Raw genomic sequence first — 24,446 nt, 5'->3', positions numbered from 1 at the left:
CCTCCTGAACTAAAGTGGATTTGTCCCGACCTTGATCAGATCAACCGAGGCGATGCTCAGGACAGCTGACACTTTCTCGTCTCCATAAAGACTTGAAAAAATACACTGGATGAAGCTGATGCTTGTCAGACTCAAGGTCGGCTCAATGGTTTCTGAGACAGAAGGTGGTTCACCAGTTGCGAGTACAGAAAAGCTTCCAAACTCAGGCTTACAGCATTCAGAGTGGTAAGAGTTGATGCCGCCAAGGCCGTTATAGGTAACCGTCCAGCTGCCAACACTGACCAGCGTATTTGCTGTTGTCAACTGAAGTATTCTGCTCCCTGACTTAGCCACAGCCACGATCGTGTTGTTTGCGATGGTAAAACATTCAGGACAGTCAGGGACCTCATAAAGAGCCGTGTCGTATTCAATTTCAATCAAATTGTCATCCATGCGTTTTGCGCGGACGATTGTAGGCACAAAACCGATGATCACATCAAACGGACAGAAGTTAACCTTGCCAAAGGTGATGCTCGAATCAACACGCTCTGTCTGTTTCAGATCAGTGTATATAATCGGGATCAGCTTTACTTCGTTCAGAGATAACGCTGCATGAACGTTCTCTGGGATGATAGCCATTCCCGACCAATTTCGCTGGGTGATGATCCACTGAATGTCCTTATTTGTCTTTTCAATGCTAAACCCGAGCCGGTAGTCATTGGTCAAAAACAGGTTTAAGTGTACAGCACCTGAAACAGAGGGAAGCACTCTGGCGATTTCCCAGATGACTGTGCCGTCAGCTTGTCTGCAGTAGTTGCGGTACCAGACAGTCCCATCGGTCTTGATGTAACCGACGACAATTCCCTGATCAAGCTCGGAAGAATACTGATTTCGCCATGCCCGAATTGCCCGGACATAACTGACGCCAGTATCGAGCTGAGAGAGGGTAGATGAATCGTCCCAAAGCTGACGCCACAAAATGCCGGAGGAGTCCACCCAAAATATCCACGGTTTTTCATCCGTCACCAAGCGCCATACACCACGATACCGCTGCCAGTTACCGTCAAAGGCAAGTGCTACAGATGAGCCACTGCCCAAGGTGAACTGATCCTTCCAGCCCTCCTTGAAGGTGTCTGGGTACTCCCGGATTGATGTTCCCACCACACCGTTATCAACATGAATTTCATAGATTCTATTGGGACGACCGTAAGGCTTATAGCGTCTGGGCGCAACGCTGACATCCCCAAGTCCGGTCTTTTGACGGATGGTTTCAACGGTCCAATAATCCGAGTCCATGATAGTCGATCTAGCCCGGCTTACTTGGATGCTCATTTGTGGTGCAGCTTTATTGGCCGGCGTCTGCTGATCGCTCTTTAGCTTTTCTTCCATCAAGGAGTTCACGCTTCTCACAGCGCCACCTCCTCTTTAAGGATCATTCTGAGCTTGCCTTCAAAAAGGCTTTTATCCTTGTTTCCGTGGGCAAAGTTAATGCGTTTCCAGGCAATTTTATCGTCAGCATACACAAGGTACTTCTTGTCAAGAAAGATCAGCACCAGCGGGTTACCTAGGTCAATCAGACTGTTTAGTTTTTCAGCCTGACTGAAGGTGGACACGATGGTGCCTTCCATGCTTTTAAGAGCGCTGCCGACAATTTGAACGTGATAGCTCCCGTCTAAAAGTCGGTTTACTTGCCTGTTTGAGGAGTATTCAGTCGGGGAGATTTCCTTAAGAATCCTCGACAAGATTTCGCCTGTAGATGTTTCCAGTCGTATCATCAGATTCTCGCCTCCCTCCTGAACTGATCCATAATGATTTCAACAACGCCAGTGAGTTCTTTTTTGCTGTTAATTCCGCGGACTTCGATGACACCCGTATGCTCGACAATTGATTTTGTAGCACTGGCTAGGCTGGACCCACTACCTTTCATGTTGAAGTTTGTATCTACGTTAAAGTCGGTGGGGATAGATGTTTGCATATCCCTTGAGACCTTGGTCATGATCTGGTCAAAGCCAACCCCGATACCTGCGCCCATATTCTCACCAATTCCTGCAAATACAGTGGAAGGTGAATGAATACCGAGCAGGTCTTTTGCCCCATCAACAATACCGGAAAAGAAGCCGCTGACTTTATCACTGATCCAATTGCCCATGGATTTGATTCCGTCCCATAGGCCGGTAACGATGTTCTTGCCAATCTCAAATACAGCACCTACAGCTTTGCCCAGCCCAAGAACTAGAGCTGAGATAATTTGGGGTAAGGATGCAACAAGCTGAGGTATAGCCTTGATGAGTCCTGCCGCAAGTTGAACGGTGAGCTGTATACCCATGGAAATGATGGCAGGCAGGTTATTGGTGATGAAATTGATGATGCTCGTAATAATTTGAGGCAGTGCAGCAATCAGCTCTGGCAGCGCGTTCAGTAATCCCTCTGCCAAGCCCTTGATAATTGCGAAGGCTGCCTCGAGGATTTTGTCCATGTTATCGAGTAGCACCTGAACGATCAGGAGAATTGCCTCAACGATAGAAGGAATCAGTTCAGGGAGAGCCTCCGCGATACCTAAAGCCAGTGTGACGATCATCTGAACCGCGGCTTCAATGATAGCAGGCAGATTGGCGATGATGCCTTGCACCAGCGTAAGGACAAGCTGCAGAGCGCCTTCCGTGATGGCGGGCAGCGCCTCGATTAAACCTTGAAGCAGCGTCATGACTATAGAAGAAGCACAATCAACGATCGTTGGTAAGTTCTCAACTATAGAACTTACAATGGCCATGACGATGTCCATACCAACCTGAATGATCCTTGGGAGGTTCTCCATAATCATGTCCACCAGACCGCCCATCGTATTTCCAATAACCTCGCTGATTTTATCGAAGTCATCGCCAGCTTCAACGAGTCCGGAGGTGAAGTCTCCGAGTAATGAAACTCCGTCATCTGCGAGGGTTTGCAGCTGTGGCAGAAGTACGGTTCCCATAACACGCTGTGCGGCTTCTGAACCTTGCTTCAGCTTCTGAACAGAATCATCAAAAGCACCTAGCTTTTCGATGCTTTCTTCGCTTAAAACAGCACCCATCCGTTTTGCTTCCTCGGTCAACGCGGCGATTCCGGCACTACCTTGAGCAATCAGGGGATTTAACTCTTGCGCGCTCTTTCCAAAAATCTGCATAGCAAGAGCGTCTCGTTCGGTTTCGTTTGAAATTTTACCGAGGGCATCGATGGTTTCCCAATATACCGTCTCGCTGTCCCTTAGTTGACCATTACTGTCTGCCACGGAGATGCCCAGCTTCGCATATGCATCAGCGAATTTTGCCGAGCCATCTCTGGCATTCGACATTGATTTTACCTGCTTAGACATGGAACCGGTTAAGGTCTCCATGGAAACATCAACAAGGTCAGCCGCATAGCTGTAGGCCTGCAGACTTTCTACGGACATACCGGTGACGGTGGATTGTGTCAGCATCTCGTCTGCATAAGCGGCTGCTTCAACCGTCATGTCTACGAGTGCTTTGCCAGCCCCAATTGCAGCAGTGCCGATAGCGGCGAAGGCCACCCCCATAGCCGCACCGACACCCTTGACGATGGAGCCCAGCTTTTCAAATTTATCTCCGGCTGAGTCCGCATCTTTGCCTGTTTTATCAAGCTCATCGCCGAACTGGTCCGCTTGCTTTTCAGCTGCATTAAACTCGTCGGCGACGCTATCAAGAGCTTTTTCATTGCCCTTTAGCTCACGCTCCATACTATTGAGTTCGGCTTGGGCGTTATTGAGCTGAACCGCCCATGCTTGAGTACGGCGGTCATTTTCACCAAACGATGAGGATGCATTCTCAAGTGCTTTACGCAGGGTTTCGATTTTATCCTTTTGAGCATCGATCTGCTTGGTGAGCACCTCATTCTTGGAGGTGAGGGACTGGACGCTATTTTCGTTTTTGCCAAACTCAGACTCGACCAGTTTCATCTCGGAGCCGAGAACCTTGAAAGACTGATTGATATCGGCAAGGGCTCTTTTGAACTCTTTTTCACCCTCGACGCCTATTTTTAGGCCAAAGTTATCCGCCATGTTCCCATCACCTCCTTAAATCCCGTTTGGTATGATTTCATCGATGTAATACTCACGGGCTGCCTTAGCGAGTCCGTTGAACTGCTTGTATACCTCCCACTGGTCGAGTAAATGCCCGATCGGCATCAGCCAAACTTCATGCTCAGACCGATGAAGGAGGGACACACCATAAAAAATCAGTCGGGCAAACAACTCATCGTCGCTTACCCGACCTGTGCGTTTTTTGAGGGTTCATCCTCGCTTTCAACATGGCGCTTCGTTCCTTTATACATGGCGTCCATGATAGCGTTTTTATACTCCGCGAGCTCAAAGGGAGAGGTGAGAAGCTCAACAGTTTCCTCCGTAAGCAGAACACGCTTTTTTGAAGGGTTCTGCAAGTTGTGAACCAGCACCGATTGATTGGCCAGAAGAGTGATAAGCCAAACAACCTCATCCAGTGCCATCTCGAAATTCTCCGTTTTCATGAGCTTTTCGCCCAAATTAGAAAGACCGCCATATCTCTTGGCGATCTCCTTCGTTGCCTTAGTGGTCAGGAGCATTTCATACTCTTGACCACCGATTGATATTCCTGAACTTCTTTCATTATCCATTTGCTATCCCTCCGTTATGGTGTGACGGTGAATACAGGTTCATAGACCTGCGTGTACCAGCCGGTAATAACAGATGATGGAACGCTTGCGTCGTCCTCATTGACTTCGGCTTTCCACGGATGCTTGCCGTTGCCATCAAGCTTATTTCTTCGCACCACAGTTCCTTCGATGGTCGGAGTGGAAAAGGTGATACTGTCGCCCTTGGTGGCGAGGTTGGTTGCCGGGATGCCGAATACCACACGGTAAAGCCAGAAGTATCGATATTTACCGTTTGACTTCTTGGCCCTGAAGCCGACAGCCACAGGTGAACCACCATCCTCACTGCCAGACACGACGACGTTGTTATCATCAAGCGTTGCTCCGGTCAGGTCCTCAGCTGCTGTCACGCCGATATCATCAATGCCGAGAGAAAGGGTCCCGCTCTTAAATTCTTTCACGATTTCAGCAGGCCCATCATCGGCATACAGAGTCGCTTCAGCAAGCTCTACGGACAAATCCGCCTTCATCGCTTTTGCAAGCTGTATGGGCGTGCCGTAGGTTTCATTGCCACTTGAATCCTCTGTGATTTTGGCGTAATACAGTTTATCTAATCCGATAGTCGCCATTTGTTAATCCTCCAATTCGTAATTTTTCGCCACATCAATGGCGTAATGGTGATAGCCAGTATCATCCTCATGTCCGATGTACCGGCGGTCGGTTATAATAAAATCCGCATCCAATAGAATGCGGACAATTTGGTTTTTGAGAGCCGTATAGCTTCCCTTGTCAAACAGGGATATCCGTGCCTCCTGGATTTCATGCCGGGGTTTATCGTCTGTGTATAGCTCGAACGTATCCACCATCGGCGTGACCACAGCGTAACGGTCTGGTGCAGGATCTGAAAACACGCCTGTTTCCAGTGGAACGAGGGGTGAGATGATGGTGTTCAGTTCACTGAGAAGGCTCATATTTTCTCAACCTCCTCCTCAAACGTCGCAATCATCGCATCCACGCAGGCCTTTTTACTTGCTGTTTTCGCAGGCTTCAGAAAAGGTTTAGGCGGCTGTCCGTGTTTGCCATATTCCAAAACACCTGCAACCATAGCATTGCTTTTGCCATCCCTGCGTGGTTCGCTAAAGCCGACCTTGACGTTGAAATTTCCGTCCCGGTCTTGTCTGGCAGAGGAGACGCCAAGGGCTGAAACGAGCTCGCCAGTGGATCTGCTATCTTCCTTAGTGCCATTTCCAATAACACTCTGTAGATTGCTTTTTACTTTTGCCTCGACAACCTCGCCGCCTGCTTTCAGTACGCGGGGAATGATTTCATCTGTTTTCTCGCCAAGCCTTGAGAGCTTCATCAGGAAGTCATCCGGCATTTTAAATGTTGCTTTAGCCACTGGGTTTCACCCCCTTGGCAAGAACCTCAATATACATGCCGCGACCCTTGACATCTTCCACCGAGGTAATTTCAAAGCGGCCTTCTTTGTTCACCACAACCATCGATGTCGTAATGGTCACACCAGCTATGCGGCGAAAACGGAAAAGGTCGGTGGCTTCAGAGAAGCTGGCTCTGTTTGCCCATTTCTCATTGCCGTGCCGACCCTCCCGATACGCTTTGACAGAGGCGATGATGTTGTCGACTTCCGTCCTAAAACCCTCCGCATCTTTCGTTGTCACTTTTTCCACGATGTCGATGAAGGTGTTCATCTTTCCATAGCTCATAATCACACCTTCCAATCCCGGTCCAGCCGAAGTAAGAGGTTGACCGTATTCCACACTTGCTGTCCAGCTTGGACATTGTCCGCAAAAAAGCCGCCCGTGCTGCCGTCCCTTGATTCATAGAAATGGGACGACAGCATGATAACGGCTTGCTCTGTAGTGGGTGGCATTGCGTTTTCGGCATAGTTGTTTTCAGGCAGATGTTGATAGCTCTCGGCATACCTGATGGCAGCGGTGATGTACATCTGCAAAAGCTCATCATCTGCCGAGTGCTCAAGAATGAGGTTTGCCTTAACTTTTTCAAGCAGTGTCATACCGTCACCATCCTTTCATTGTTCTTAACTATCAGCTGCCATCAGGCCAGCAGCTTTTAACTTTGCAAGCAGCGCGTTGAAATCAACAACAAGTCCGGCAATGGTTGTAGCGGTTGAGTCTGACTGGTTTTCAGCCGGTGTGAACTGCGAAGGAAGCCCCGTCACCGAGGCTCCCTCCTTAATTTCAAGTGTGCCGCCTATGACGGTTTTTTCACCGCCTTGCTCGGTGTAGTTCTTTGCGTTATAGCTCATACTGCACCTCCGTTAAGCCTTCTGCTGGAGCACCTTGATAGCCTCCGGCAGAATCAGTTTTCCATCGACACGCTGAGTTGCAACAAAGCCTACCTGACCGGTAGCTGCATAGAGCTCGTTGAGTCTCTTGAAAACACGGCCCTGACGATCGGCGACCCAGTAGTAACCGAAATCGCCGAACGCGATCGTCTTTGCAGAAGCCGCAATTGCAGGAACATAGGCTGAGGTGTACAGCGGTCTGTTCAGAATGGTGTCCGGCGTACCGGCCTGCAGTGAAGGCTGCCAGAGGTATTGACCCTGACCGTCCTTCAGCTTGCGGATCGCCTTAACCGTGGCATCATTCATGACGAACACCGCTTTGTTTCTGTACGGTGCCTTAAGGGAGTAGAACAGGTCAAGAATCTCATCGATGGTAATTGCAGTAGCGCTCGCAGCGGTCACGCCAAGCTGTGCACCACCGGTAGCTGCAAGGAGACCCGTAGGTTTCCCGGAGCCATCGCCAGTGAAGAATGTATCTTCTTCCTTGTTTCCGATTCTTCTGGCGAACTCTTTAGCGATGTAGGTTTCGAGGTTGAATACGCTGTCGTTAAGCAGCTCCTCGGAAACCTTGATCATGGTCCCAAGCTTATAGGCCCCAATGGATACCTGACCAAAGCTGTCATCACTTTCAGGGATTGCACCTTCCTCATCGATCCAAGAAGCTGTGCCCTTAGATGCTACGACTGGGATTTTGCGGTCACCGGAAGAAGTGGTAATGACGTTGGCCAGCCTTCTGAAGATGTTCTCGTCCTCGAGGGTATCCACAAGGGTGCGCTCAAATTCATCAGGCACAAGGTAGCCGCCTTCAGTGTCGGTTCCGATCTGAAGCGCATTTCTGATAACAGGATCAAGTCCTTCGCCAGCGCGGGTACGCATCGCATTCCAGAACGCTTTTCTGTACTCGTCAGATGCTCTGCCGCTTCTTGTCTCCATGCCCGGAATATTAGGTCTACCGGTAAGAGGCATATTTAGTGGCTTTGAAAGCTCGCGGTCGAGGGTTTCCTGCTTTTCCAGGCGATCGATTTCATTGCCAAGGGCTACCACATCCGCTTCCATCTTGTCGTAAACGGCGGTATCCTCAGCTGAAACGATGCCATCCGCACCACGTTTGGTATCGAGAAAAGCCTTAGCTGTTTCCCATGCCTTTGCGCGTTTCTCACGCAGTTCAAGAATTTTGTTCATAGTATTTTCCTCCTCAAAATTAGTGTTGAATTAAAGAGAGCCGCTTCTCCAGCGACTCAATTGGTGTACCTGTTTGTTGTTTGGGCAGCTTGGGCTTTACCTTGTCCAGCAGAGAGTTGGTAACGGCCCTGCGGCTAAAGGCATAAGTAAAGTCCTCAGTCTGTAGTCGTTTCTTTTCGTCATCAAGAATGCCGTTTGCAAAACCAAGCTCGATGGCTTTCTTAGCATTGAGCCAAGTTTCAGCGTCCATCAGGTGGGACAGTTTTGCCCGTGACTGTCCTGTTTTGATCTCGTAGGCGTTGATGATACTTTCCTTAACCTCCGAGAGCATGGCGATGGCCTTTTGCATTTCCTCGCTGTCGCCGATTGCTACTGTCAGCGGGTTATGCACCATCATGAGGGCAGTCGGTGCCATCAGCACGGTTGTTCCAGCCATTGCGATTACCGAAGCGGCAGATGCTGCGATACCATCAATTTTCACGGTGACATTGCCTTTGTAATCCATGAGCATGGTATAGATCTGACTTGCAGCAATGCAGTCTCCGCCGGGAGAGTTGAGCCAAATAACAAGGTCACCCTCACCGGCAGTAAGCTCTGCTTTAAATGCCTTAGGGGTGACATCATCATCGAACCAGGACTCTTCTGCAATCACGCCGTCAAGGTAAAGTGTTCGGACACCGGAATTATCATCCCGTGCCCAGTTCCAGAATTTCTTCATTCGGTTTCCTCCGTTTCTTTTATATTTGCGAACGCGCCAGCGTCCTGCAGTTTGGTCATCGCGCCGTTGATCAGGTAGAGGTCGCCACCAAGCTCTGCCGGGATGCGGTCCAGGTTTTCAAGCTCGCGGATATCGTTGGCGCTCATCCAGCCGTTCTGACGTGCGGTTGCGTAACCGCTCATACGGCTCACATAATCGCCGCGTAGCAGTCCATCCACATTGAACTTAATGAACAGCTTCGACTTTTCGCTCTCCATGAGCAGGGCGCGGCACATGGACTGTTCCCAGCGCACTACCCAAGGGTCGAGGGTGTATTTCACGAACTCTAGAGATTGCTGTTCGATGTTAGAGAAGGACGATTTCTCAAGGTCAGCCAGCATATGAGGTGGCACCCTGAAGATTCGGGCGATTTCATTGATCTGGAATTTTCTCGTCTCCAGAAACTGTGCTTGCTCTGGTGAAATCCCAATGGGCTGATACTTCATGCCTTCCTCGAGAACAGCTACCCTATGAGAATTTCCACTGCCTTGGTAGGCTGCATTCCAGGATTCTTTAATTTTTTGTGGGTCCTTGATGGTGCCGGGGTGTTCCAACACGCCGCCCGGAGCCGCTCCGTTAGCGAAGAATTTCGCACCGTATTCCTCTGTGGCAATGGCAAGTCCCACGGCATTCTTCGCCATTGCGATGGGAGAGTAACCGACCAGACCGTCAAAGCCAAGACCAGGAATATGCAAGACATCGGAAGGAGCCAAGTAGACTTGACTGTCTTTGCCGAGGGAGGGAGTGTCCTCGTTACTGCGCTGGTACAAATAGAAAAGCCGACCGTTTGAATCTCGGTCGACCGTCATTTTGTTCGGCATTAGAGGATAAAGTGCAACGACCTCGCCACGGGCGTTTCTAATGATCTGCGCATAGGCGTTCCCCCATAATAAAAGATGACTCATCAGCGTTTCTCTAAACGCAAAGGAAGTCATCTCAGGATTTGGTTCGTCATGAAGCAGTTTGTACAGTGGGTGTTTGAGGTGTTTTTCCTTGCCTCCGGAATCATTGTATTGATATATATGGAGCGGAAGCCCTGCCAATGTTTCAGACAATATCCTCACGCAGCTGTATACGGCTGTCATTTGCATTGCGGTTTGCTCATTAACAGGCTTTCCCGCGCTGGTGCTTCCGAAAAAGAAGCTGTATCGGCTGCCACCGAGGGCATCTTTAGGCTTGTCTCGCGCCTTAAATATTCCTTGCAGTATTCCCATAGACATCACTCTCCTTTACTAAAAAACAAGTAGGCCACGATCGTCATAGACCGAAGCGCCACTTTCGTTGCCACACCGAATCGCCCGGTCGAGGGCCATAATGGTGGCGACTGCTCCGTCGATTTTCTCGGTTGATTTCTCTTTGTCCGCTTTTATATTGCCTGCCGGGTCGGTGCGGATATAGATGTTGTCCATCATCCAGCGCAGGACCGGATGACCGCCGTGGGCAAGCTTTTGTTCTAAGGTTAGCTTCATGAGCTCCTTGGTCGGTGGACTCATATCCTTGAAGCCCTGACCGAACGGAACAACTGTAAAGCCCATGCCCTCAAGGTTCTGGACCATCTGTACAGCACCCCAGCGGTCAAAGGCAATTTCGCGGATGTTGTATTTCGAGCCCAATTCCTCAATAAAGCTTTCAATGAAGCCATAGTGGACCACATTGCCTTCGGTAGTTAAAAGGTAGCCTTGCTTTTTCCATACATCATAATTCACATGGTCACGCCGCACACGCAAATCGATGTTGTCCTCCGGTATCCAGAAGAATGGGAGCACGACATACTTGTCATCTTCGTCCAGCGGCGGGAATACCAGAACAAAGGCAGTAATGTCGGTGGAAGAGGATAGGTCAAGCCCGCCGTAGCAAATACGGCCCCGTAAGGCTTCCGGATCTACAGCAAAAGCACAGGCATCCCATTTGTCCATTGGCATCCAGCGTATAGCCTGTTTGACCCATTGGTTCAAGCGAAGCTGCCTGAAGCTATTCTCCTCAGCGGGATTCTGGCGGGCTGACTCAAAGGCTGCCTTTACCTTATCTATGCCGACTGTAATACCGAGGGAGGGATTGGCTTTTTTCCACACCTTTGGATCTGTCCAGTCATCCTCCTGCGCTGCACCATATATGACCGGATAAAAGGTCGGATCGTTTTTTCTGCCGTCGATGATATCCAGAGCCTTCTGATGCACCTCCCAGCAGATGCTGTTCTGGTTGTCTCCTGCGGTTGTGATCAAAAAATAAAGCGGCTGCATTCTCGCATCACCGCTGCCTTTAGTCATAACATCATAGAGCTTTCGATTTGGTTGTGTATGCAGCTCATCAAATACCACGCCATGTGTATTGAAACCGTGCTTGTTGCCGACATCGGCAGACAGTACTTGATAGGTGCTCCCGGTTGGCAAATAAACAAGCCGTTTCATGGAATCGAGAATTTTGACTCGTTTTGCGAGCGCTGGGCACATCCTGACCATATCCGCCGCAACGTTAAAGACGATTGAGGCCTGATTGCGATCGGCAGCGCAGCCATAGACCTCGGCGCGTTCCTCATTGTCGCCACAGGTCAGTAGAAGAGCAACAGCAGCGGCGAGCTCTGATTTACCCATCTTCTTTGGAATTTCCACATACGCTGTGTTGAACTGCCGATAGCCGTTGGGCTTGATGGTGCCAAAGATATCCCTAATAATCTGCTCCTGCCAGTCAATCAGCTCAAAACGTTTGCCAGCCCAAGTTCCTTTTGTATGCGAAAGGGATTCTATAAAGGCAACCGCATAGTCGGCTATATCCTTGTTATAGTGGGAATCCTTCGCCATATAAGCGGTGGGTTTATATTTTTTTAGTTTTCGCATCTATAATCAACTCCTAAAATGAGAAAAGCTTCTTTAAATTTGACATTTTGACTATAAAACCGCATACATAGTATGGATTTCATTGACTTTTTGAATACCATATATTACCATTTAATCATATATGTTTTGGAGGTCACCATGAAGTCTACTGGTATCGTTAGAAAACTCGACGAATTAGGTCGTGTTGTAATCCCAATTGAAGTCAGGAGAGTATTGAATATTGCAGAAAAAGATGGCTTAGAGATTTATACAGAAAATGAAACCATCATTCTAAAGAAGCACGCACCTCACTGTTCCATTTGTGGAGAAGCAAAAAACAACATCAAGTTTAAAGACAAGTTAATATGCATCGAGTGTATCAATGTAATAAAGGAAGCAGGCCGTTAATGAGAGCCTGCTTTTTTCATTCTATTTAAATTGATATCATTATTTGGCTATTTTTCGTTTCCGGTCAGGATAAAGTGAGCATATTCCTTGCGGTTTTCCTCGAGGTATACGACCAGCGTATAAAAGCCCATGTCGTTTGCTAGAAGCTGCACCGCTAATACATCAAACATATTTGTTAAGCCGGTGTCGCGAATGGCCAAGATCTGCTTTTGCACCTTATCGGTCATCATCGCACCTCCGGCAGAGGTCCTCGCCATAGACCACGTTCAGTCCGCTGCCGTTGTCCCAGCTAACCATGATGCTTGCTGTGTCATCCACACCGGTTACGGTGCCTTTGGTGCCGATGGGCGGAGCCTGCACATCATCCATGCGAAGAAGCTCAACGCGGCAACCGACCGGAAATTGACGGCGGATGCGCTCGACTATTTCTTTATTCGGAAATCCCATCGTTAGCCACCTCCTTTTCGCTTAGCAGGTCCTCTGCGCTAAAGCCTTTCTTGGCTCCGGTTCGAAATGCAGCGCTGCCGGTCAGGTTCCGAAGAAGCGTCCGGCGCGTTTCCTTGAACTCATCGCCAATAAAACCGAGCCTTAGGAGGAAGCAGCGGAAGGCATATTTCTCATTGTCGGTTTCCTTTTCCTTGGCAGTCACACGCTTATGGCTCTTAGCTGCATCAAGTAGATGCCCAAGGAAATGAGAAGCTGCGCTGATGACCTCGGGCTCCGGAATGCGATCAAACCAAGGGAAGCGGATACGTTCCTCGGTGACCTCAATTTTTAAGCTGTCAGAACCGAGCGCCTTTTTGATGAGCGTTGCTTTGCTATCCACCATCCTGCGTAGGTTTTCAATCGCCGCTTCGGTGGTGTCCTTTAGTGGAAACTCGATGCAAAGCCCATCGGTGACTTCCTTGGTCTCAGCTTCAAAGCCCATTTCACAAAGGCGCTCGATAAGCTGTTCGCCTTTTGCGTGGTCGTTGAAGGAAAGGATGCCGTCCTTGCTAATGGTGTAGTTGTCCACCTGATAAGCACAGGATGGAACGCCGAGGTACTTGGCGTCGCTTTCGAGAACTTGTGCGATGGCCTGTACCAGTCGCTTGCGGTCGGGTCCAGTTACGTTGTACTTAATTTCCATTTTCAAAACCTCCTATCGTTTGGGTATGTACATACATCACTCTAAACGCACCATATAGCAAGTGATTTTCGAGAAATATATGTGCCAAATCGAATCGGAGTAATCGACTGTTTATCATCAGCAGTGCTGTCGTCAAGCCTTGCTATCCTCGCTGGCTGTCACCTCCGCATAGGAGTAGAGCAGACCATCGCGCTGGACAGAAACCTTGTCGCTAGAACCGACATGTTCGATGTACCGTTTGACGATAACGTCGCAGAACTTCTCATCAAGCTCGATGGTGAAGCAGGATCGGTCAGACTGTTCACAAGCGATGAGCGTTGAACCGCTGCCGCCGAAGGGATCGAGCACAAGCGTGTTGCTCATGCTGCTGTTCATAATCGGATACGCCAAGAGCGGGACCGGCTTCATAGTCGGGTGATCGCCATTTTTCTTAGGTTTATCAAACTCCCAGATGGTGGTTTCCTTCCGACCGGTGTACCACTGATGCTTTCCGGTTATCTTCCAGCCGTAGAGCACAGGCTCGTGCTGCCATTGGTAAGGAGAGCGCCCTAACACAAGCGACTGCTTTTTCCAGATGCAGCAGCCGGACAAATAAAAACCGGCATCCACAAAGGCTCTCCTGAAATTCAGCCCTTCGGTGTCGGCATGGAAAACATAGATGCTGGCGTCAGCTGCCATTACCGCTTCAGTGTTTGTAAAGGCATCGAGCAGAAAGTGGTAGAAAGCGTCGTTACCCATGTTGTCGTTCTTAATTTTTCCGGCGCTGCCTTCATAGTTGACGTTGTACGGCGGGTCGGTGATCACGAGATTGGCTTTGGTACCGGCCATCAGCAAGTCAAAGGTGTCCTTCTTGGTACTGTCGCCACATACCAGCCGGTGCCGACCAAGGGTCCAGACGTCGCCGAGTTTGGTAATGGGAGGTTCCTTTAGCTCTGCTTCTACATCAAAATCATCATCGTGGATGCCGTCTTTGGTACTATCCTTAAACAAATCATCCAGTTCAGCGGGATCAAAGCCTGTGAGCGATACATCGAAGTCCGCACCTTGTAAATCTGCAATGAGCAGAGCCAGCTTTTCTTTATCCCATTCGCCGGAAATCTTGTTCAGCGCGATGTTGAGAGCCTTTTCCTTCTCGACGTCCATTTCGACCACTACGCACTCAACTTCGGTGATGCCCATGTCGATGAGCACCTTCAAACGCTGGTGCCCACCTACAACACAGCCGGTCACCTTATTCCAGATGACCGGCTCGACGTATCCGAACTGTTCAATTGAGCGCTTCAGCTTATCGTATTCCGGATCGCCGGGTCTTAAGTCCTTGCGGGGATTGTAGTCCGCAGGCAGAAGCTCGGCGGTTTTCTTTTTCTCAATCAGCATATTTTTTTACCACCTCTCGTAGTTCGTTATAACGGTCCAGCCATTCCCAGCGAGAAAGCGTTCCGCTGAAATGGCCATAGGTTGCTGTATCTGCATAGATGGGATCTCGCAAACTCAGCGTTTCGATGATTGCAGCTGGACGGAGGTTGAAAACCTCGATGACCGCTTTGCGAAGAATTTCATCAGAAACAGTACCTGTACTGAAGGTATCAATCTCAACTGCAACAGGATCAGCCTTGCCGATAGCATAGGAGATGGCCACCTGACAGCGTTTGGCATAGCCGCAACGGACGATGTTCTTTGCGATGACCCTTGCCATGTATGCACCGGAGCGGTCAACCTTCGTCGGGTCCTTGCCGGAAAACGCACCACCGCCATGAGCAGCAAGTCCGCCATAGCTATCGACCATAATCTTTCGACCGGTCAATCCGGTGTCAGCTGCAGGTCCGCCCTCGACAAAACGTCCGGAGGGATTGATGAGGATTTCAGTGTCATCATCAAATGGGAACTTCTCGAACACCGGCCACAGCACTTGGGAGATGATCTCACTGCGGAGAATCTCTAAATCCTTATTAGTGCGGTGCTGTACAGAAACAATAATCATTTTGATGCGTTTGGGCTTGTCATCTTCATACTCGACAGTGACTTGGGCTTTGCCATCAGGACCGATGCCTTTGATGATGCCGTTCTTCATGGTGCTATCAAGCTTTCGACAAATGCTATGAGCAAATACCAGAGGGAGCGGAAGTTTTTCTAGCGTCTCATCCGTAGCATAGCCATAAACAGTACCTTGATCGCCAGCGCCGAGCATGGAATACCAAGAGGTATCTCCGGTGCGAGATTCCAGCGCTTGATCCACACCACCCGCGATATCCTTGCTTTGCTGGTGGACGAATACAAATACAATGAATTTCCAAGGGTTGTAGCCGACCTCCTCAAGAACTCTACGGACCACCCAGCGGATGTCTACTTTCTTCGAGCAGGTGATTTCGCCCGCTACGATGATTTTTCCTTTAGTCGCCATGACCTCGCAGGCCACGCGAGAAGTTTTATCTTTGCGAAGACATGCATCAAGAATGCTGTCTGCAATCAAGTCGCAGAGTTTATCTGGGTGACCCTTGCAGACACTTTCAGAAGTTTTGTATTTTGTCATATCATTTTCCTTTCCGGGCGGTTAAGAGCCGCTCCATAACATCATCTTGCGGATTCACACCGCTGTACTCGCCGGTGCAGTTTTCCTTTACGATCTGAAAAATCTCCATCCATAGGCGGTTTGTTTGGTTCATGTAGTTTTGACCCATCGCCACATAGGGGCTCTGAATTGCATTGCCTGTAGTGGGATGCTTTGCCAGAAAGCCGTATTCAGTGACTGCTTCCTCGCACTGAATCCACCTGGCCACGCTCATGGCGTACCGCTCCAGAAGCTGCGGAGCTACAAGCACCGCACAGCCACGTTCGTTCAGCCAAGTCCAGGCGGATTTATAGATCTCGCTTGCGACGAGTGTCTTACCGTCTTTCTGTATGGCTTCGAGCATTTTGTTTGGTTCAGGCATTTCAAGTCCTTTGAGATCTGCTGCATCTTGAAATTCCATCACAGTAAGTTTTCTGCCGCCGGGATTGCCCTCGGCTATTTTGTCGGCTAAGGGCTTCTTTTTTGCGCCTGCACCGATACGAGCGCCGCCACGGTTGGTACCGTCTTTTGCCAAAAATATCACCTCACTTTGCGGGGATGGGGCTATTCCCTCGTTTGAAAGTGCGTTTTTTAACACGAAGCCCCACGCCGCTGTCCAGTTTGAAAAGTTTTAGAGATTTGATCACCCCCACCGGTCACCGCTTTCAGCAGTAATTCGGGAGTGACAGGATTTACATAGAGCCATCAGATTACTCTTTTCATTGCCGCCACCCTTGGAGAGCGGAAGGATGTGGTGGACCTCTTCGGCAGGCGTCAGCTTGCCTTGCTTCTCGCACTCCTCACAAAGGGGATGCAACTTGATGTAGCGGTCGCGGATGCGCTTCCAGCTTCTGCCGTAGCGTTTGTTGGACTTGGGGTCTCGCTCGTACTGGTTGTACTGTTTGTCCACGACCTTTTGATGCTCGGCGCAGTATTGCTCACGATCAGCGAGCCGACCGCATCCGGGGTAGGCGCAGGGACGCTTTGGTTTATATGGCATGGGTTCACCTCCTTGTGCACAAGAAAAGCCCTGCGGGATTGCTCCCACAAGGCTCTCTTAGATTCTATCTTCCTGATTATAATGATATCAGGAGTGGCACGTGTCTTTCAGTGTCTTTTTGTGTCTACTTCATTGGGAGCAGGAATTCTGCAGTCATCCAGTGCCCGGGTGTGGAGCTTATGAATATAGCGAAGGTCATAGCCCATATCCACCGCAATCTTCTCCCAAGAGAGGAAGCAGAGATAACGCTTCTCCAGTATGGTCTGGTGCTCCGGATTTACCACAGCCTTGATGACACTCATGATTTCTTTCTTGAGATCAACCAGCATGTCGATGTCATGATTAATATCGTTCTGCAGGTCAACGATCTTGCAAATTGCATCAGCCATGCGGGAGGTTGAGCCGCTGGGGTTTCTCGGCATACGATGTGCAGGTTGTTGCCAGTTCGTTCAGAGAATCAACTTGCTGGAGCTTGGATTTGATACGCATATCCAGATAGCGTGCCTGAGAAAGGTAGGTTTTAGTATTCATAGCGCACCTTTTCCTTTCTCAGCTTAGTGATGAGGATTTCTGGATTAATATTCGTGAGAACACCAAACCAATCAGAACGGAAGAAGCGTTCGATGCTGGCAAGTTCTTGCTCATCATCGTGCAGGCGGTAGTCCTTAACTGCCTGAAGTACGATGGCGTTTGCTAATTCTTGATAAGGGTCCATAATCTGTACCTCCGGATTTTTATTTCTCTCGGATTGGCACTGATTGTCGTTGATTGTCTCAGGCTTGCAGATCGGCCTTTACAGCATCGATCAGGGCGGCTTGGGTGCTGTCCTTCTTGGATAACACCTTTAGAATCCGCTCGTCGATGGTGTCTTTGGCCACAATGTGCTGCACCACAACCGTTTCAGAATTTTGTCCTTGTCGCCATAGGCGGGCGTTGGTCTGCTGATATAATTCCAGTGACCAGGTCAGCCCGAACCAGACAATACAGGAACCGCCACTCTGAAGGTTTAAACCGTGACCGGCAGAGGCGGGGTGGATCAGAGCTACGGGTAGTTCGCCAGCATTCCACTTTCGGATACTGTCGGCGCTGTCCAGCTTAGAAAACGGAACATGAAGCTTTTGTAGACGCTCCGTGATGCGGGCAAGGTCATGCTTGAACCAGTAGGCCACAAGAATCGGCTTGCCACCAGCGGCCTCGATGATATCCTCCAGTGCATCCAGCTTTCGGTCATGGATGGAGAAGGTGTCGCCATCGTCGGTGTAGATCGCACCATTTGCCAACTGACATAACTTGCCGGTGAGCGCGGCGGCATTAGCAGCAGTGATATCTCTGTCAGGAAGTTGCAATACGAGGTCCTGCTTCAGCTCGTCGTAACGCTGGCGCTCCTCGTCAGAGAGGCGGACGGTGTATTCGCTACTGACCAGTTCCGGCATTTTCAAAAGGTCGGTAGACTTCATGGAAATGGTGATGTCGGAGATCTTGTCATAGATGCGCTGTTCAGCTCCGGGCAGAGGCTTGTAGCTGAAGATGACCTGTCCGTTACGTTTGTCTGGCTGGAAGTAGTCTAGCCGGTAGTGGCTGATGAATCGTCCGAGGCGAGCACCCATATCCAGAAGCCTGAACTCAGCCCAGAGGTCCATGAGACCATTTGCGGAAGGGGTACCCGTGAGGCCAATGATGCGCTTGACCTTAGGTCGTACCTTCATCAGAGCCCGAAAACGCTTTGCCTGATAATTCTTGAAGGAGGACAGCTCGTCTACCACGACCGTGTCAAAGTTAAATGTCAGCTTACTTTCCTCAATGAGCCACTGAATATTTTCCCGGTTGATGATGTAGATGTCAGCGGGTTTGATAAGCGCCGCACGACGCTCTGCTTCAGTGCCGACTGCAACGGAGCAGATGAGGTTCTGAAGATGATCCCACTTATCTGCTTCAGCAGGCCATGTATCCCGAGCTACTCGCAGTGGTGCGATCACCAGAATGCGGTGGGCTTCAAAGCTGTCAAACAGCAGATCGTTCAGCGCCGTCAGCGTGATGCTCGTCTTGCCAAGACCCATATCGAGTAGAACAGCGGAGATGGGATGCTCCTCGATGTAGCGGGTGGCGTATTTCTGGTAATCATGCGGTTTGTATTTCATCAAGAAGCCCTCCAATCTGCTGCTCGTCATCAAGTACATAAACCTTGAAGCCAAGCCCGCGTAGTAATTTGTGCCTTGCCAGCTGAAGTGGTCTGGGCTTTTCGCCGGGAGCCTTAACTTCAACGAAAGCGATATGACCACCCGGTAGAAGCACGATGCGGTCAGGCATTCCGTCAAATCCAGGACTCGTGAACTTTGGTGCAATGCCTCCGGCAGCCTTAACTGCCGTAACCAGTATTCTTTCGATTGTTTTTTCTCTCATATTCACTCTCTCCATCAGGATTTTTAAGGATGGGGTAACCTCGATGCATGTCATATATAGAACTTTTCTTAGAGCTATTTTTTTAGTCCTTAAGAGACTTTTTGTATATGACCTTAATCGAGGTTACCCCATAGTCCATCAACTCAAGAAATCCTCAAAATCTCCGTCATCGATTTTAAGCCTCAGTCCTGAAAAGAACCGCTTGTTTTTGACCTTGATACGGCCATGCCCAGCAGCCTCCAGTGCAGAATAGAAGTCCGTAGTGCTGCGGATATATTCATTTGTGTCAACGCAGTAATTGCGATACGCCCGATAAAGCGAACTGGAACTTTCGCGAAAGCTTGCATCAAGCTCGCATTTCTCCTCAAGAAAATGGCCAAACCAGTCGTTTTGCGACCGGTACTCCGATATGGCTTGCTGCACGCACTCCGGCACAGGAATTTTGTAATCCAGCGCAATGACCTTCTTGGCACCCTCAATCACCCATGCGAGAATGCTCTCGCCAGCGTTCTGATAGAGGTACTCGCCGTAGTTCTTAATGTCACTGCTACCCTCAATCTTGGCGTCGAAGGGTATAACAACCAATCTGCGCCAGATACCGTCATCAGAGGCGCTGACCTTCGGCAGGTGGTTTGTATAGAGCACCAGCGTATGGCAGGGCGTGAAGCTGAACGGGTCCTTGTACTTCTTTTCAGCGAATACATCGTCGGTAGAGCAGAGTTGCTTGACTGTAGAGTCGTTGAGTCGAGCGCCTTCCTGTATCTCAGCAGCGATAAGCAGGCGCTTGCCCTTAACCTCGGCCATTTCCGGCTTGATATTTCGGCGGCATCCAACCGTCAGGGTATCTGCGGAGATGTTGCCGCTATAAAGGCCAAGCACACGGGAGATGGCGTTCCAGAAGGTAGATTTACCGTTGCGCCCGCCGCCATAAGCGATGATCAAGGCTTCCACGTAGACTTTGCCGATGGCGGCTAAGCCGCAGATCATTTGCACATAGTCGATAAGCTCCTGATTGCCACAGAAGATAAGGTCCAAACTGTTCTGCCAGATCTGTTCGCCCTTGGAACTGGGTGAAACGGACGTCATTTTCGTAATGAAGTCATCAGGTGAATGCTCTCTGGCTCCTGTCATCCCTTTGCGCAGATCGTAAGTAGCAGCAGGCGTACAAAGTAGAAAGCAGTCCGCATCAAGATCACGTGGAGAGATTTCCAGCATAGGACGGGACTCCTTTAGCGTCGCGGTGATATTCTTTGAATCTCGGCGACGGATGGCGAAGGACTGGTATGCTTTGGCTGAAAGAAATGCTTTGTAAGCCTCGAGCTGTGTATCGTTCATAAGTGATTCAGCCTTTGCCTTTGATGCGTTTGCTAGGATTTCCTGAGCGCCGTTTTGTGTCAGGAGCATCATTGCAGCCTGCAGATCCTTTGTGGCTTCCTCCAATTGACGGCGAGTCAGCTCATGCGCAACGGCCTGTGCGCCGGGTTCGCTTTCTTGCCAGTAATGGCTGGTGTAACGGATAAAATGGGTAGCCGGAGAATACCGTAGTTCCCCAGAGAAGTATTTTGCCAGCACCTCTGCTTGTCCTACATCAGAGAAATCGCCTGGCATATAGGACGTCGGGTCGTTGTAGACCTCCGGAGAAACATAGCCGTCCTGCTGCTGTACCTTTGAAAAGAAGCGCTGGGCGCTGTGCCAAATGGTCATGAGCTCTGCTTCATCAAGCGGAGGTGAGCATTTTGCAGCTTCCTCTAAAAAACATTGAAAAGCGGCGTCGCTGTCACCGTATTTTTTGATGACTCGACCGGCAAAACGGGACATGGTGGCGTTTCGACTTCCTTCTGGTATGACTTGAGTGGAACGATGGCTACCTGCCATATCAGCATCGAACTCTTCGCCCACCAGAAACTCACTCAAGTTCATGCTGCCGGTGTAGATTTCAACTTCCGGAGAGGTCGTCCCGAAGAAGAAACGTGCGGCATCCAGCGCCTTGGTATCGAAGTACGGAAAGATGGCGTTGACCAGCTTCTTCATATCGCTGTAGCAAGCCGCGTTTGTAACGTGGTCAATGGGAAACAGTACATGGAATTTGGGTCGAGCGGGCTTGCCGTTTTTCTCGCGCATATTGTAGCGGCTATAATGAACGGCAAAGGTGACGCTGGGGAACGCCTCCATGACGTCGGCGGGTAGCACCCAATCCTCCGGTTGCTCTGAGTGATCATTGTCGCAGTCCACCGGTAGGCAATTGCTACCGATGTAGTTTTCACCATTCCTGTAGCTGTTCCGGTATTCGGCGCACACATAGTCATGGCCAACAGCTGCGATCAAGGAACTTGCGTCAGTGACCTCAACCTTGTGTGGATATGAGCAGTTGCCGGGGTTGCCGATGAAATCGGCGTGATAAAGAGTGAACATCAGTCGTTCACCTCCGTTGCGCCATCCTCCAGCACTTTGATGATGAATTTGAGTGCGGTGATGATTGTTTCAAGCTCGCAGTCACCACCAAGAGACACCTCTATGCCATCTGTGCCATACGGCCCGATCAGATGCGCTTCAATGTCGGTACCTCCAGCGTTCTCGATGCGAAAGTAAGTGCGGCTGCCGTGGCCGGAATCTCCACCCTTATAACCGTTGGTGCCAGCCTCGACTTCGAGAACATTTGCGTTGAATATGTCGCGGCTAAAGGTTGTGATAATGGTGCCGTCGATATTTCTTTCCTTTTCTGTGATAGCGTACATGATTTAAACCTCCTCGCAGTTTTCAGTAAAGTAGCGCAAGCGGTAGTTCTTCCACTTGGCTCTCTTGATTTCAGCCGACATACCAGCTGAGATGGTGCTGCCGAACACCCAAACCTCGGAGCACTTGCTCATCAGCGCATTCCCAAAGAACAGTCCAAGCTGGCGTTCGGCAGGAATGTCGTCGTTCAAAAACTGCGGAAATAGCAAATGCGGCGCAATGGGGATAAAGCCCTTGTCAACGGCGAAACGGCTGTAGCGTTGTGCAGCCTTTACGTTTGCTTCTACATCTCCTGAAAAGGGAGAGCAGATGTAGACAATTGGCCTGAATGCTCGAAGTGCCTTTTCTTCTTTTTCGATAGCAGACAAGGCTTCGTAGGCGGTTGGGTCGTAGTAACCCTCGCTGTTAAATTTATCAATGCTCATTTTGACCTCCAATCCGGGCGGGCTTTTTGTCCACCTCTATTACCCAATGGAGGTCAAAAACGGGTTTGAACGAAAAAGGCTCAATCTTTTTTATAAAAATCTGTCTCGTAGCCATCGGCTCGGAGCAGTAGCCCCTTAGCCCAAGACGGCGTCCGGCCCATCAGCTCACAGACAGCTTTCAGAGACACTCGTGGATCAGCCTCGATGACGATTTCGTCGTGGACATGCATGACGATGGAGCAGTGCCGGAGTGTTTGCATGGCACTGCAGAGGATGTCGCGGGCAGTTGCCTGCACAATGTTTTCCACGAACTTTGGTCCGTAGGAATCCAGCCGTTCCCACTTTTTAGTTGCGCCTACACCTTCGTAGGTGATGCACTGCCCACCGAACTTGTTTTCACCGATTCGTGGCTTCACATAGGCAAGCCGCCTACCGGAAGGAAGCGTAATGAAAAGCATCCCACTCTGGCAGGAGAAAGTGATCCCATGTGTCAAGTTGGTGCGTTTATACCGAACCGCCTCCATAACGGCCTTATCCACGTCCCACCAGAATTTCACGATGCGCGGATTGGATTGCCGCCACGCGTCAACCAGCGGATGGAGTTCGTGCTCATCGAGCCCCATTTCGATGGCGCCCATTGCTTTGAGCGCACCCACTGAGCCGCCATAACCGAGCGCGAGCTCAGCAATCTTGCCTTTTTGACGAAGGTGGCCGTTGACACCATGCTTTTCAACCGGCACCTTAAACATTTGTGATGCGGAAGCGCAGTAGATATCGCCACCCTTGGCAAAGACGTCCTGTCGCCACTGTTCACCGGCCAGCCATGCGATCACGCGGGCTTCGATGGCACTGAAGTCTGATACGATGAACCTAGCCCCGGCCCTTGGGACGAAGGCAGTGCGGATAAGCTGCGAGAGCGTGTCCGGCACATCCTCATAGAGCATTTCCAGGGCATCAAAATCACCGGAGCGAACAAGGGCACGCGCTTCGGCCAAGTCCTCCAGATGGTTCTGAGGGAGGTTTTGCATTTGAATAAGCCTGCCTGCCCAGCGCCCGGTCCGGTTGGCTCCGAAAAATTGAAACATCCCACGGGCGCGACCATCGGTACAGATCGCATTTTCCATAGCCTGATATTTCCGAATCGATGATTTGGCAAGCTGCTGTCTTAGTAAGAGTACATCTGCAAGGTCCGGAGGCGCTGTTTTGAGTAACTCTGCCACAACCTTTTTCCCAAGCGTGTCGGTTTCCATGCCATTGTCGGCAAGCCATTGCTTCATCTGCTGTACCGAATTTGGATTTTCAAGTTCTGTCAGCTGTTTCATCGCGGTGGAAAGCTCTGACCGCGAGCGACCGTCCATTGCGATAGCCTCTTTGACCAGTGTCATATCCAGCGCAACGCCTTGGTCATTAATCTCCTGATCGAGGTGGTATTCGTCCCAGATACTATCCTGAACCGGGAACCTGGCGAGCTTTTCTTGAATGGACATTTCAGCTTCAACATCACGGATATTATATTTCTTAAACGCAGACCATTTATCGGGTGCGTGATAGGGATGATTCCGGCTGCGCTGACCGTTGGCTTTCGTTGGAGCACAAGGTTGACAGAAGTATTTGATGAGGTCCTTGCCTTCGGTGAGTTTCTGCTTATCCAGCTTCAGCACCGAGCCGACGCCTTCCAGCGACAGAGGCAGCCCCATCGTCGCTGCCCATACCATTGAACATTTCCATGAGGCAGGGTTGATGTATTTGCCGGTAGGGAGCCCAAGAAAACGTGATAGGCAGACCCGTTCAAAGTTTGCGTTGAACGCCCATTTGATCACTGTTTCATCCATGAGTGCGGTGATAACATCGCTGGGCAGCTTCTCTCCGCTGGCAAGGTCAACGACCTGGACATTATCGCCGTCAATGCTGTAGCTGAAAAGAAGTATCTCGAAATCTGGTGATTCGACATAGCGGTATACACCTGATTTGGCGAGATTGGCGCTGCTATAGGTTTCAATATCTATTGAGAGTGTTTTCATAGTTGACCATCCTTTTATAAGGAACGGCGGTAAAGAAGTTCTCTACCGCCGTCCACAGTTTTTTATTTGAAGTCACGCATCCGTTTTTCGTGATACTCTTTATCA

At 50.0% G+C, this 24,446-nt stretch carries 30 protein-coding genes; 1 reads left to right on the top strand and 29 read right to left on the bottom strand.

Going from position 1 to position 24,446, the window contains the following annotated elements; all coding sequences use genetic code 11:
- Window positions 1-9 precede the first annotated feature (9 nt).
- From ACZ41W_RS05475 to ACZ41W_RS05410, 14 genes are all read right to left on the bottom strand, one after another.
- Window positions 10-1,389 carry a hypothetical protein gene (locus ACZ41W_RS05475; protein WP_464313879.1) on the bottom strand — a complete coding sequence of 460 codons (1,380 nt, stop codon included), beginning with the start codon at window positions 1,387-1,389 and terminating at the stop codon, window positions 10-12.
- Window positions 1,386-1,754: a hypothetical protein gene (locus ACZ41W_RS05470; RefSeq protein WP_464313878.1), complete on the bottom strand. Its 369-nt coding sequence runs from the start codon at window positions 1,752-1,754 to the stop codon at window positions 1,386-1,388. Before ACZ41W_RS05470 ends, ACZ41W_RS05475 begins: the two co-directional genes overlap by 4 nt.
- Window positions 1,754-4,033 (bottom strand): phage tail protein, encoded by a 2,280-nt coding sequence (locus ACZ41W_RS05465; protein WP_464313877.1) that lies wholly within the window; start codon window positions 4,031-4,033, stop codon window positions 1,754-1,756. Before ACZ41W_RS05465 ends, ACZ41W_RS05470 begins: the two co-directional genes overlap by 1 nt.
- A gap of 203 nt (window positions 4,034-4,236) precedes the next feature.
- Window positions 4,237-4,623 carry a hypothetical protein gene (locus ACZ41W_RS05460; RefSeq protein WP_464313876.1) on the bottom strand — a complete coding sequence of 129 codons (387 nt, stop codon included), beginning with the start codon at window positions 4,621-4,623 and terminating at the stop codon, window positions 4,237-4,239.
- A gap of 14 nt (window positions 4,624-4,637) precedes the next feature.
- Window positions 4,638-5,228 carry a major tail protein gene (locus tag ACZ41W_RS05455; RefSeq protein WP_464313875.1) on the bottom strand — a complete coding sequence of 197 codons (591 nt, stop codon included), beginning with the start codon at window positions 5,226-5,228 and terminating at the stop codon, window positions 4,638-4,640.
- Between the two features lie 3 nt (window positions 5,229-5,231).
- A complete protein-coding gene (locus ACZ41W_RS05450) occupies window positions 5,232-5,570 on the bottom strand; it encodes a hypothetical protein (RefSeq protein WP_464313874.1) in 339 nt (112 codons plus the stop codon).
- Entirely contained in the window at window positions 5,567-5,998 is a 432-nt protein-coding gene (locus ACZ41W_RS05445; protein WP_464313873.1) for an HK97-gp10 family putative phage morphogenesis protein, read from the bottom strand. Before ACZ41W_RS05445 ends, ACZ41W_RS05450 begins: the two co-directional genes overlap by 4 nt.
- On the bottom strand, window positions 5,991-6,323 hold the full coding sequence (locus ACZ41W_RS05440; RefSeq protein WP_464313872.1) for a head-tail adaptor protein: 333 nt from the start codon (window positions 6,321-6,323) through the stop codon (window positions 5,991-5,993). Before ACZ41W_RS05440 ends, ACZ41W_RS05445 begins: the two co-directional genes overlap by 8 nt.
- Window positions 6,324-6,325: 2 nt before the next feature.
- A complete protein-coding gene (locus tag ACZ41W_RS05435; protein WP_464313871.1) occupies window positions 6,326-6,634 on the bottom strand; it encodes a head-tail connector protein in 309 nt (102 codons plus the stop codon).
- A 24-nt stretch (window positions 6,635-6,658) separates the two neighbouring features.
- A complete protein-coding gene (locus ACZ41W_RS05430; RefSeq protein WP_464313870.1) occupies window positions 6,659-6,886 on the bottom strand; it encodes a Head fiber protein in 228 nt (75 codons plus the stop codon).
- A 12-nt stretch (window positions 6,887-6,898) separates the two neighbouring features.
- Window positions 6,899-8,107: a phage major capsid protein gene (locus tag ACZ41W_RS05425; protein ID WP_464313869.1), complete on the bottom strand. Its 1,209-nt coding sequence runs from the start codon at window positions 8,105-8,107 to the stop codon at window positions 6,899-6,901.
- Window positions 8,108-8,126: 19 nt separating this feature from the next.
- Entirely contained in the window at window positions 8,127-8,825 is a 699-nt protein-coding gene (locus ACZ41W_RS05420) for a head maturation protease, ClpP-related (protein WP_464313868.1), read from the bottom strand.
- On the bottom strand, window positions 8,822-10,078 hold the full coding sequence (locus ACZ41W_RS05415) for a phage portal protein (RefSeq protein WP_464313867.1): 1,257 nt from the start codon (window positions 10,076-10,078) through the stop codon (window positions 8,822-8,824). Before ACZ41W_RS05415 ends, ACZ41W_RS05420 begins: the two co-directional genes overlap by 4 nt.
- An 18-nt stretch (window positions 10,079-10,096) precedes the next feature.
- The gene (locus ACZ41W_RS05410; protein WP_464313866.1) at window positions 10,097-11,698 is read right to left on the bottom strand and encodes a terminase large subunit; all 1,602 of its coding nucleotides are present in this window, start codon (window positions 11,696-11,698) and stop codon (window positions 10,097-10,099) included.
- Between the two features lie 138 nt (window positions 11,699-11,836).
- Between ACZ41W_RS05410 and ACZ41W_RS05405 the strand changes: the two genes are divergently transcribed.
- Window positions 11,837-12,085: an AbrB/MazE/SpoVT family DNA-binding domain-containing protein gene (locus tag ACZ41W_RS05405; RefSeq protein ID WP_464313865.1), complete on the top strand. Its 249-nt coding sequence runs from the start codon at window positions 11,837-11,839 to the stop codon at window positions 12,083-12,085.
- Window positions 12,086-12,132: 47 nt separating this feature from the next.
- Here the strand turns inward: ACZ41W_RS05405 and ACZ41W_RS05400 are convergent, their stop codons facing one another.
- The 15 genes from ACZ41W_RS05400 to ACZ41W_RS05330 form a co-directional block, all read right to left on the bottom strand.
- Window positions 12,133-12,315 (bottom strand): DUF5049 domain-containing protein, encoded by a 183-nt coding sequence (locus tag ACZ41W_RS05400; RefSeq protein ID WP_464313864.1) that lies wholly within the window; start codon window positions 12,313-12,315, stop codon window positions 12,133-12,135.
- Complete coding sequence (locus ACZ41W_RS05395) at window positions 12,302-12,532, bottom strand: DUF4314 domain-containing protein (RefSeq protein WP_464313863.1); 231 nt, start codon at window positions 12,530-12,532, stop codon at window positions 12,302-12,304. The genes ACZ41W_RS05400 and ACZ41W_RS05395 overlap by 14 nt, the downstream gene beginning before the upstream one ends.
- Entirely contained in the window at window positions 12,516-13,214 is a 699-nt protein-coding gene (locus ACZ41W_RS05390) for a virulence protein (RefSeq protein WP_464313862.1), read from the bottom strand. Before ACZ41W_RS05390 ends, ACZ41W_RS05395 begins: the two co-directional genes overlap by 17 nt.
- Before the next feature lie 132 nt (window positions 13,215-13,346).
- Window positions 13,347-14,591 (bottom strand): site-specific DNA-methyltransferase, encoded by a 1,245-nt coding sequence (locus ACZ41W_RS05385; protein ID WP_464313861.1) that lies wholly within the window; start codon window positions 14,589-14,591, stop codon window positions 13,347-13,349.
- Entirely contained in the window at window positions 14,581-15,744 is a 1,164-nt protein-coding gene (metK, locus tag ACZ41W_RS05380) for a methionine adenosyltransferase (RefSeq protein ID WP_464313860.1), read from the bottom strand. The genes ACZ41W_RS05385 and metK overlap by 11 nt, the downstream gene beginning before the upstream one ends.
- A gap of 1 nt (window position 15,745) precedes the next feature.
- On the bottom strand, window positions 15,746-16,297 hold the full coding sequence (locus ACZ41W_RS05375) for a P27 family phage terminase small subunit (RefSeq protein ID WP_464313859.1): 552 nt from the start codon (window positions 16,295-16,297) through the stop codon (window positions 15,746-15,748).
- Window positions 16,298-16,405: 108 nt separating this feature from the next.
- Window positions 16,406-16,762, bottom strand: a complete 357-nt coding sequence (locus ACZ41W_RS05370) for an HNH endonuclease (RefSeq protein WP_464313858.1) — start codon at window positions 16,760-16,762, stop codon at window positions 16,406-16,408.
- Window positions 16,763-16,869: 107 nt separating this feature from the next.
- Window positions 16,870-17,151 carry a hypothetical protein gene (locus tag ACZ41W_RS05365; RefSeq protein ID WP_464313857.1) on the bottom strand — a complete coding sequence of 94 codons (282 nt, stop codon included), beginning with the start codon at window positions 17,149-17,151 and terminating at the stop codon, window positions 16,870-16,872.
- A gap of 131 nt (window positions 17,152-17,282) precedes the next feature.
- Window positions 17,283-17,477, bottom strand: coding sequence for a hypothetical protein (locus ACZ41W_RS05360; protein ID WP_464313856.1), 195 nt, complete (start codon window positions 17,475-17,477; stop codon window positions 17,283-17,285).
- A gap of 58 nt (window positions 17,478-17,535) precedes the next feature.
- A complete protein-coding gene (locus ACZ41W_RS05355) occupies window positions 17,536-18,900 on the bottom strand; it encodes an SNF2-related protein (RefSeq protein WP_464313855.1) in 1,365 nt (454 codons plus the stop codon).
- Window positions 18,881-19,162: a VRR-NUC domain-containing protein gene (locus ACZ41W_RS05350; RefSeq protein ID WP_464313854.1), complete on the bottom strand. Its 282-nt coding sequence runs from the start codon at window positions 19,160-19,162 to the stop codon at window positions 18,881-18,883. The genes ACZ41W_RS05355 and ACZ41W_RS05350 overlap by 20 nt, the downstream gene beginning before the upstream one ends.
- Window positions 19,163-19,300: 138 nt before the next feature.
- Window positions 19,301-21,574: a phage/plasmid primase, P4 family gene (locus ACZ41W_RS05345; protein ID WP_464313853.1), complete on the bottom strand. Its 2,274-nt coding sequence runs from the start codon at window positions 21,572-21,574 to the stop codon at window positions 19,301-19,303.
- On the bottom strand, window positions 21,574-21,897 hold the full coding sequence (locus ACZ41W_RS05340) for a hypothetical protein (RefSeq protein WP_464313852.1): 324 nt from the start codon (window positions 21,895-21,897) through the stop codon (window positions 21,574-21,576). The genes ACZ41W_RS05345 and ACZ41W_RS05340 overlap by 1 nt, the downstream gene beginning before the upstream one ends.
- Before the next feature lie 3 nt (window positions 21,898-21,900).
- The gene (locus tag ACZ41W_RS05335; RefSeq protein WP_464313851.1) at window positions 21,901-22,320 is read right to left on the bottom strand and encodes a DUF7768 domain-containing protein; all 420 of its coding nucleotides are present in this window, start codon (window positions 22,318-22,320) and stop codon (window positions 21,901-21,903) included.
- Between the two features lie 80 nt (window positions 22,321-22,400).
- A complete protein-coding gene (locus tag ACZ41W_RS05330) occupies window positions 22,401-24,341 on the bottom strand; it encodes a DNA polymerase (protein ID WP_464313850.1) in 1,941 nt (646 codons plus the stop codon).
- Window positions 24,342-24,446: the final 105 nt, after the last annotated feature.

Source organism: Fusibacter fontis, assembly GCF_055378735.1.
The sequence above is the reverse complement of the archived record's forward strand: the minus strand, read 5'-3'. Positions and strand labels throughout refer to the sequence as shown.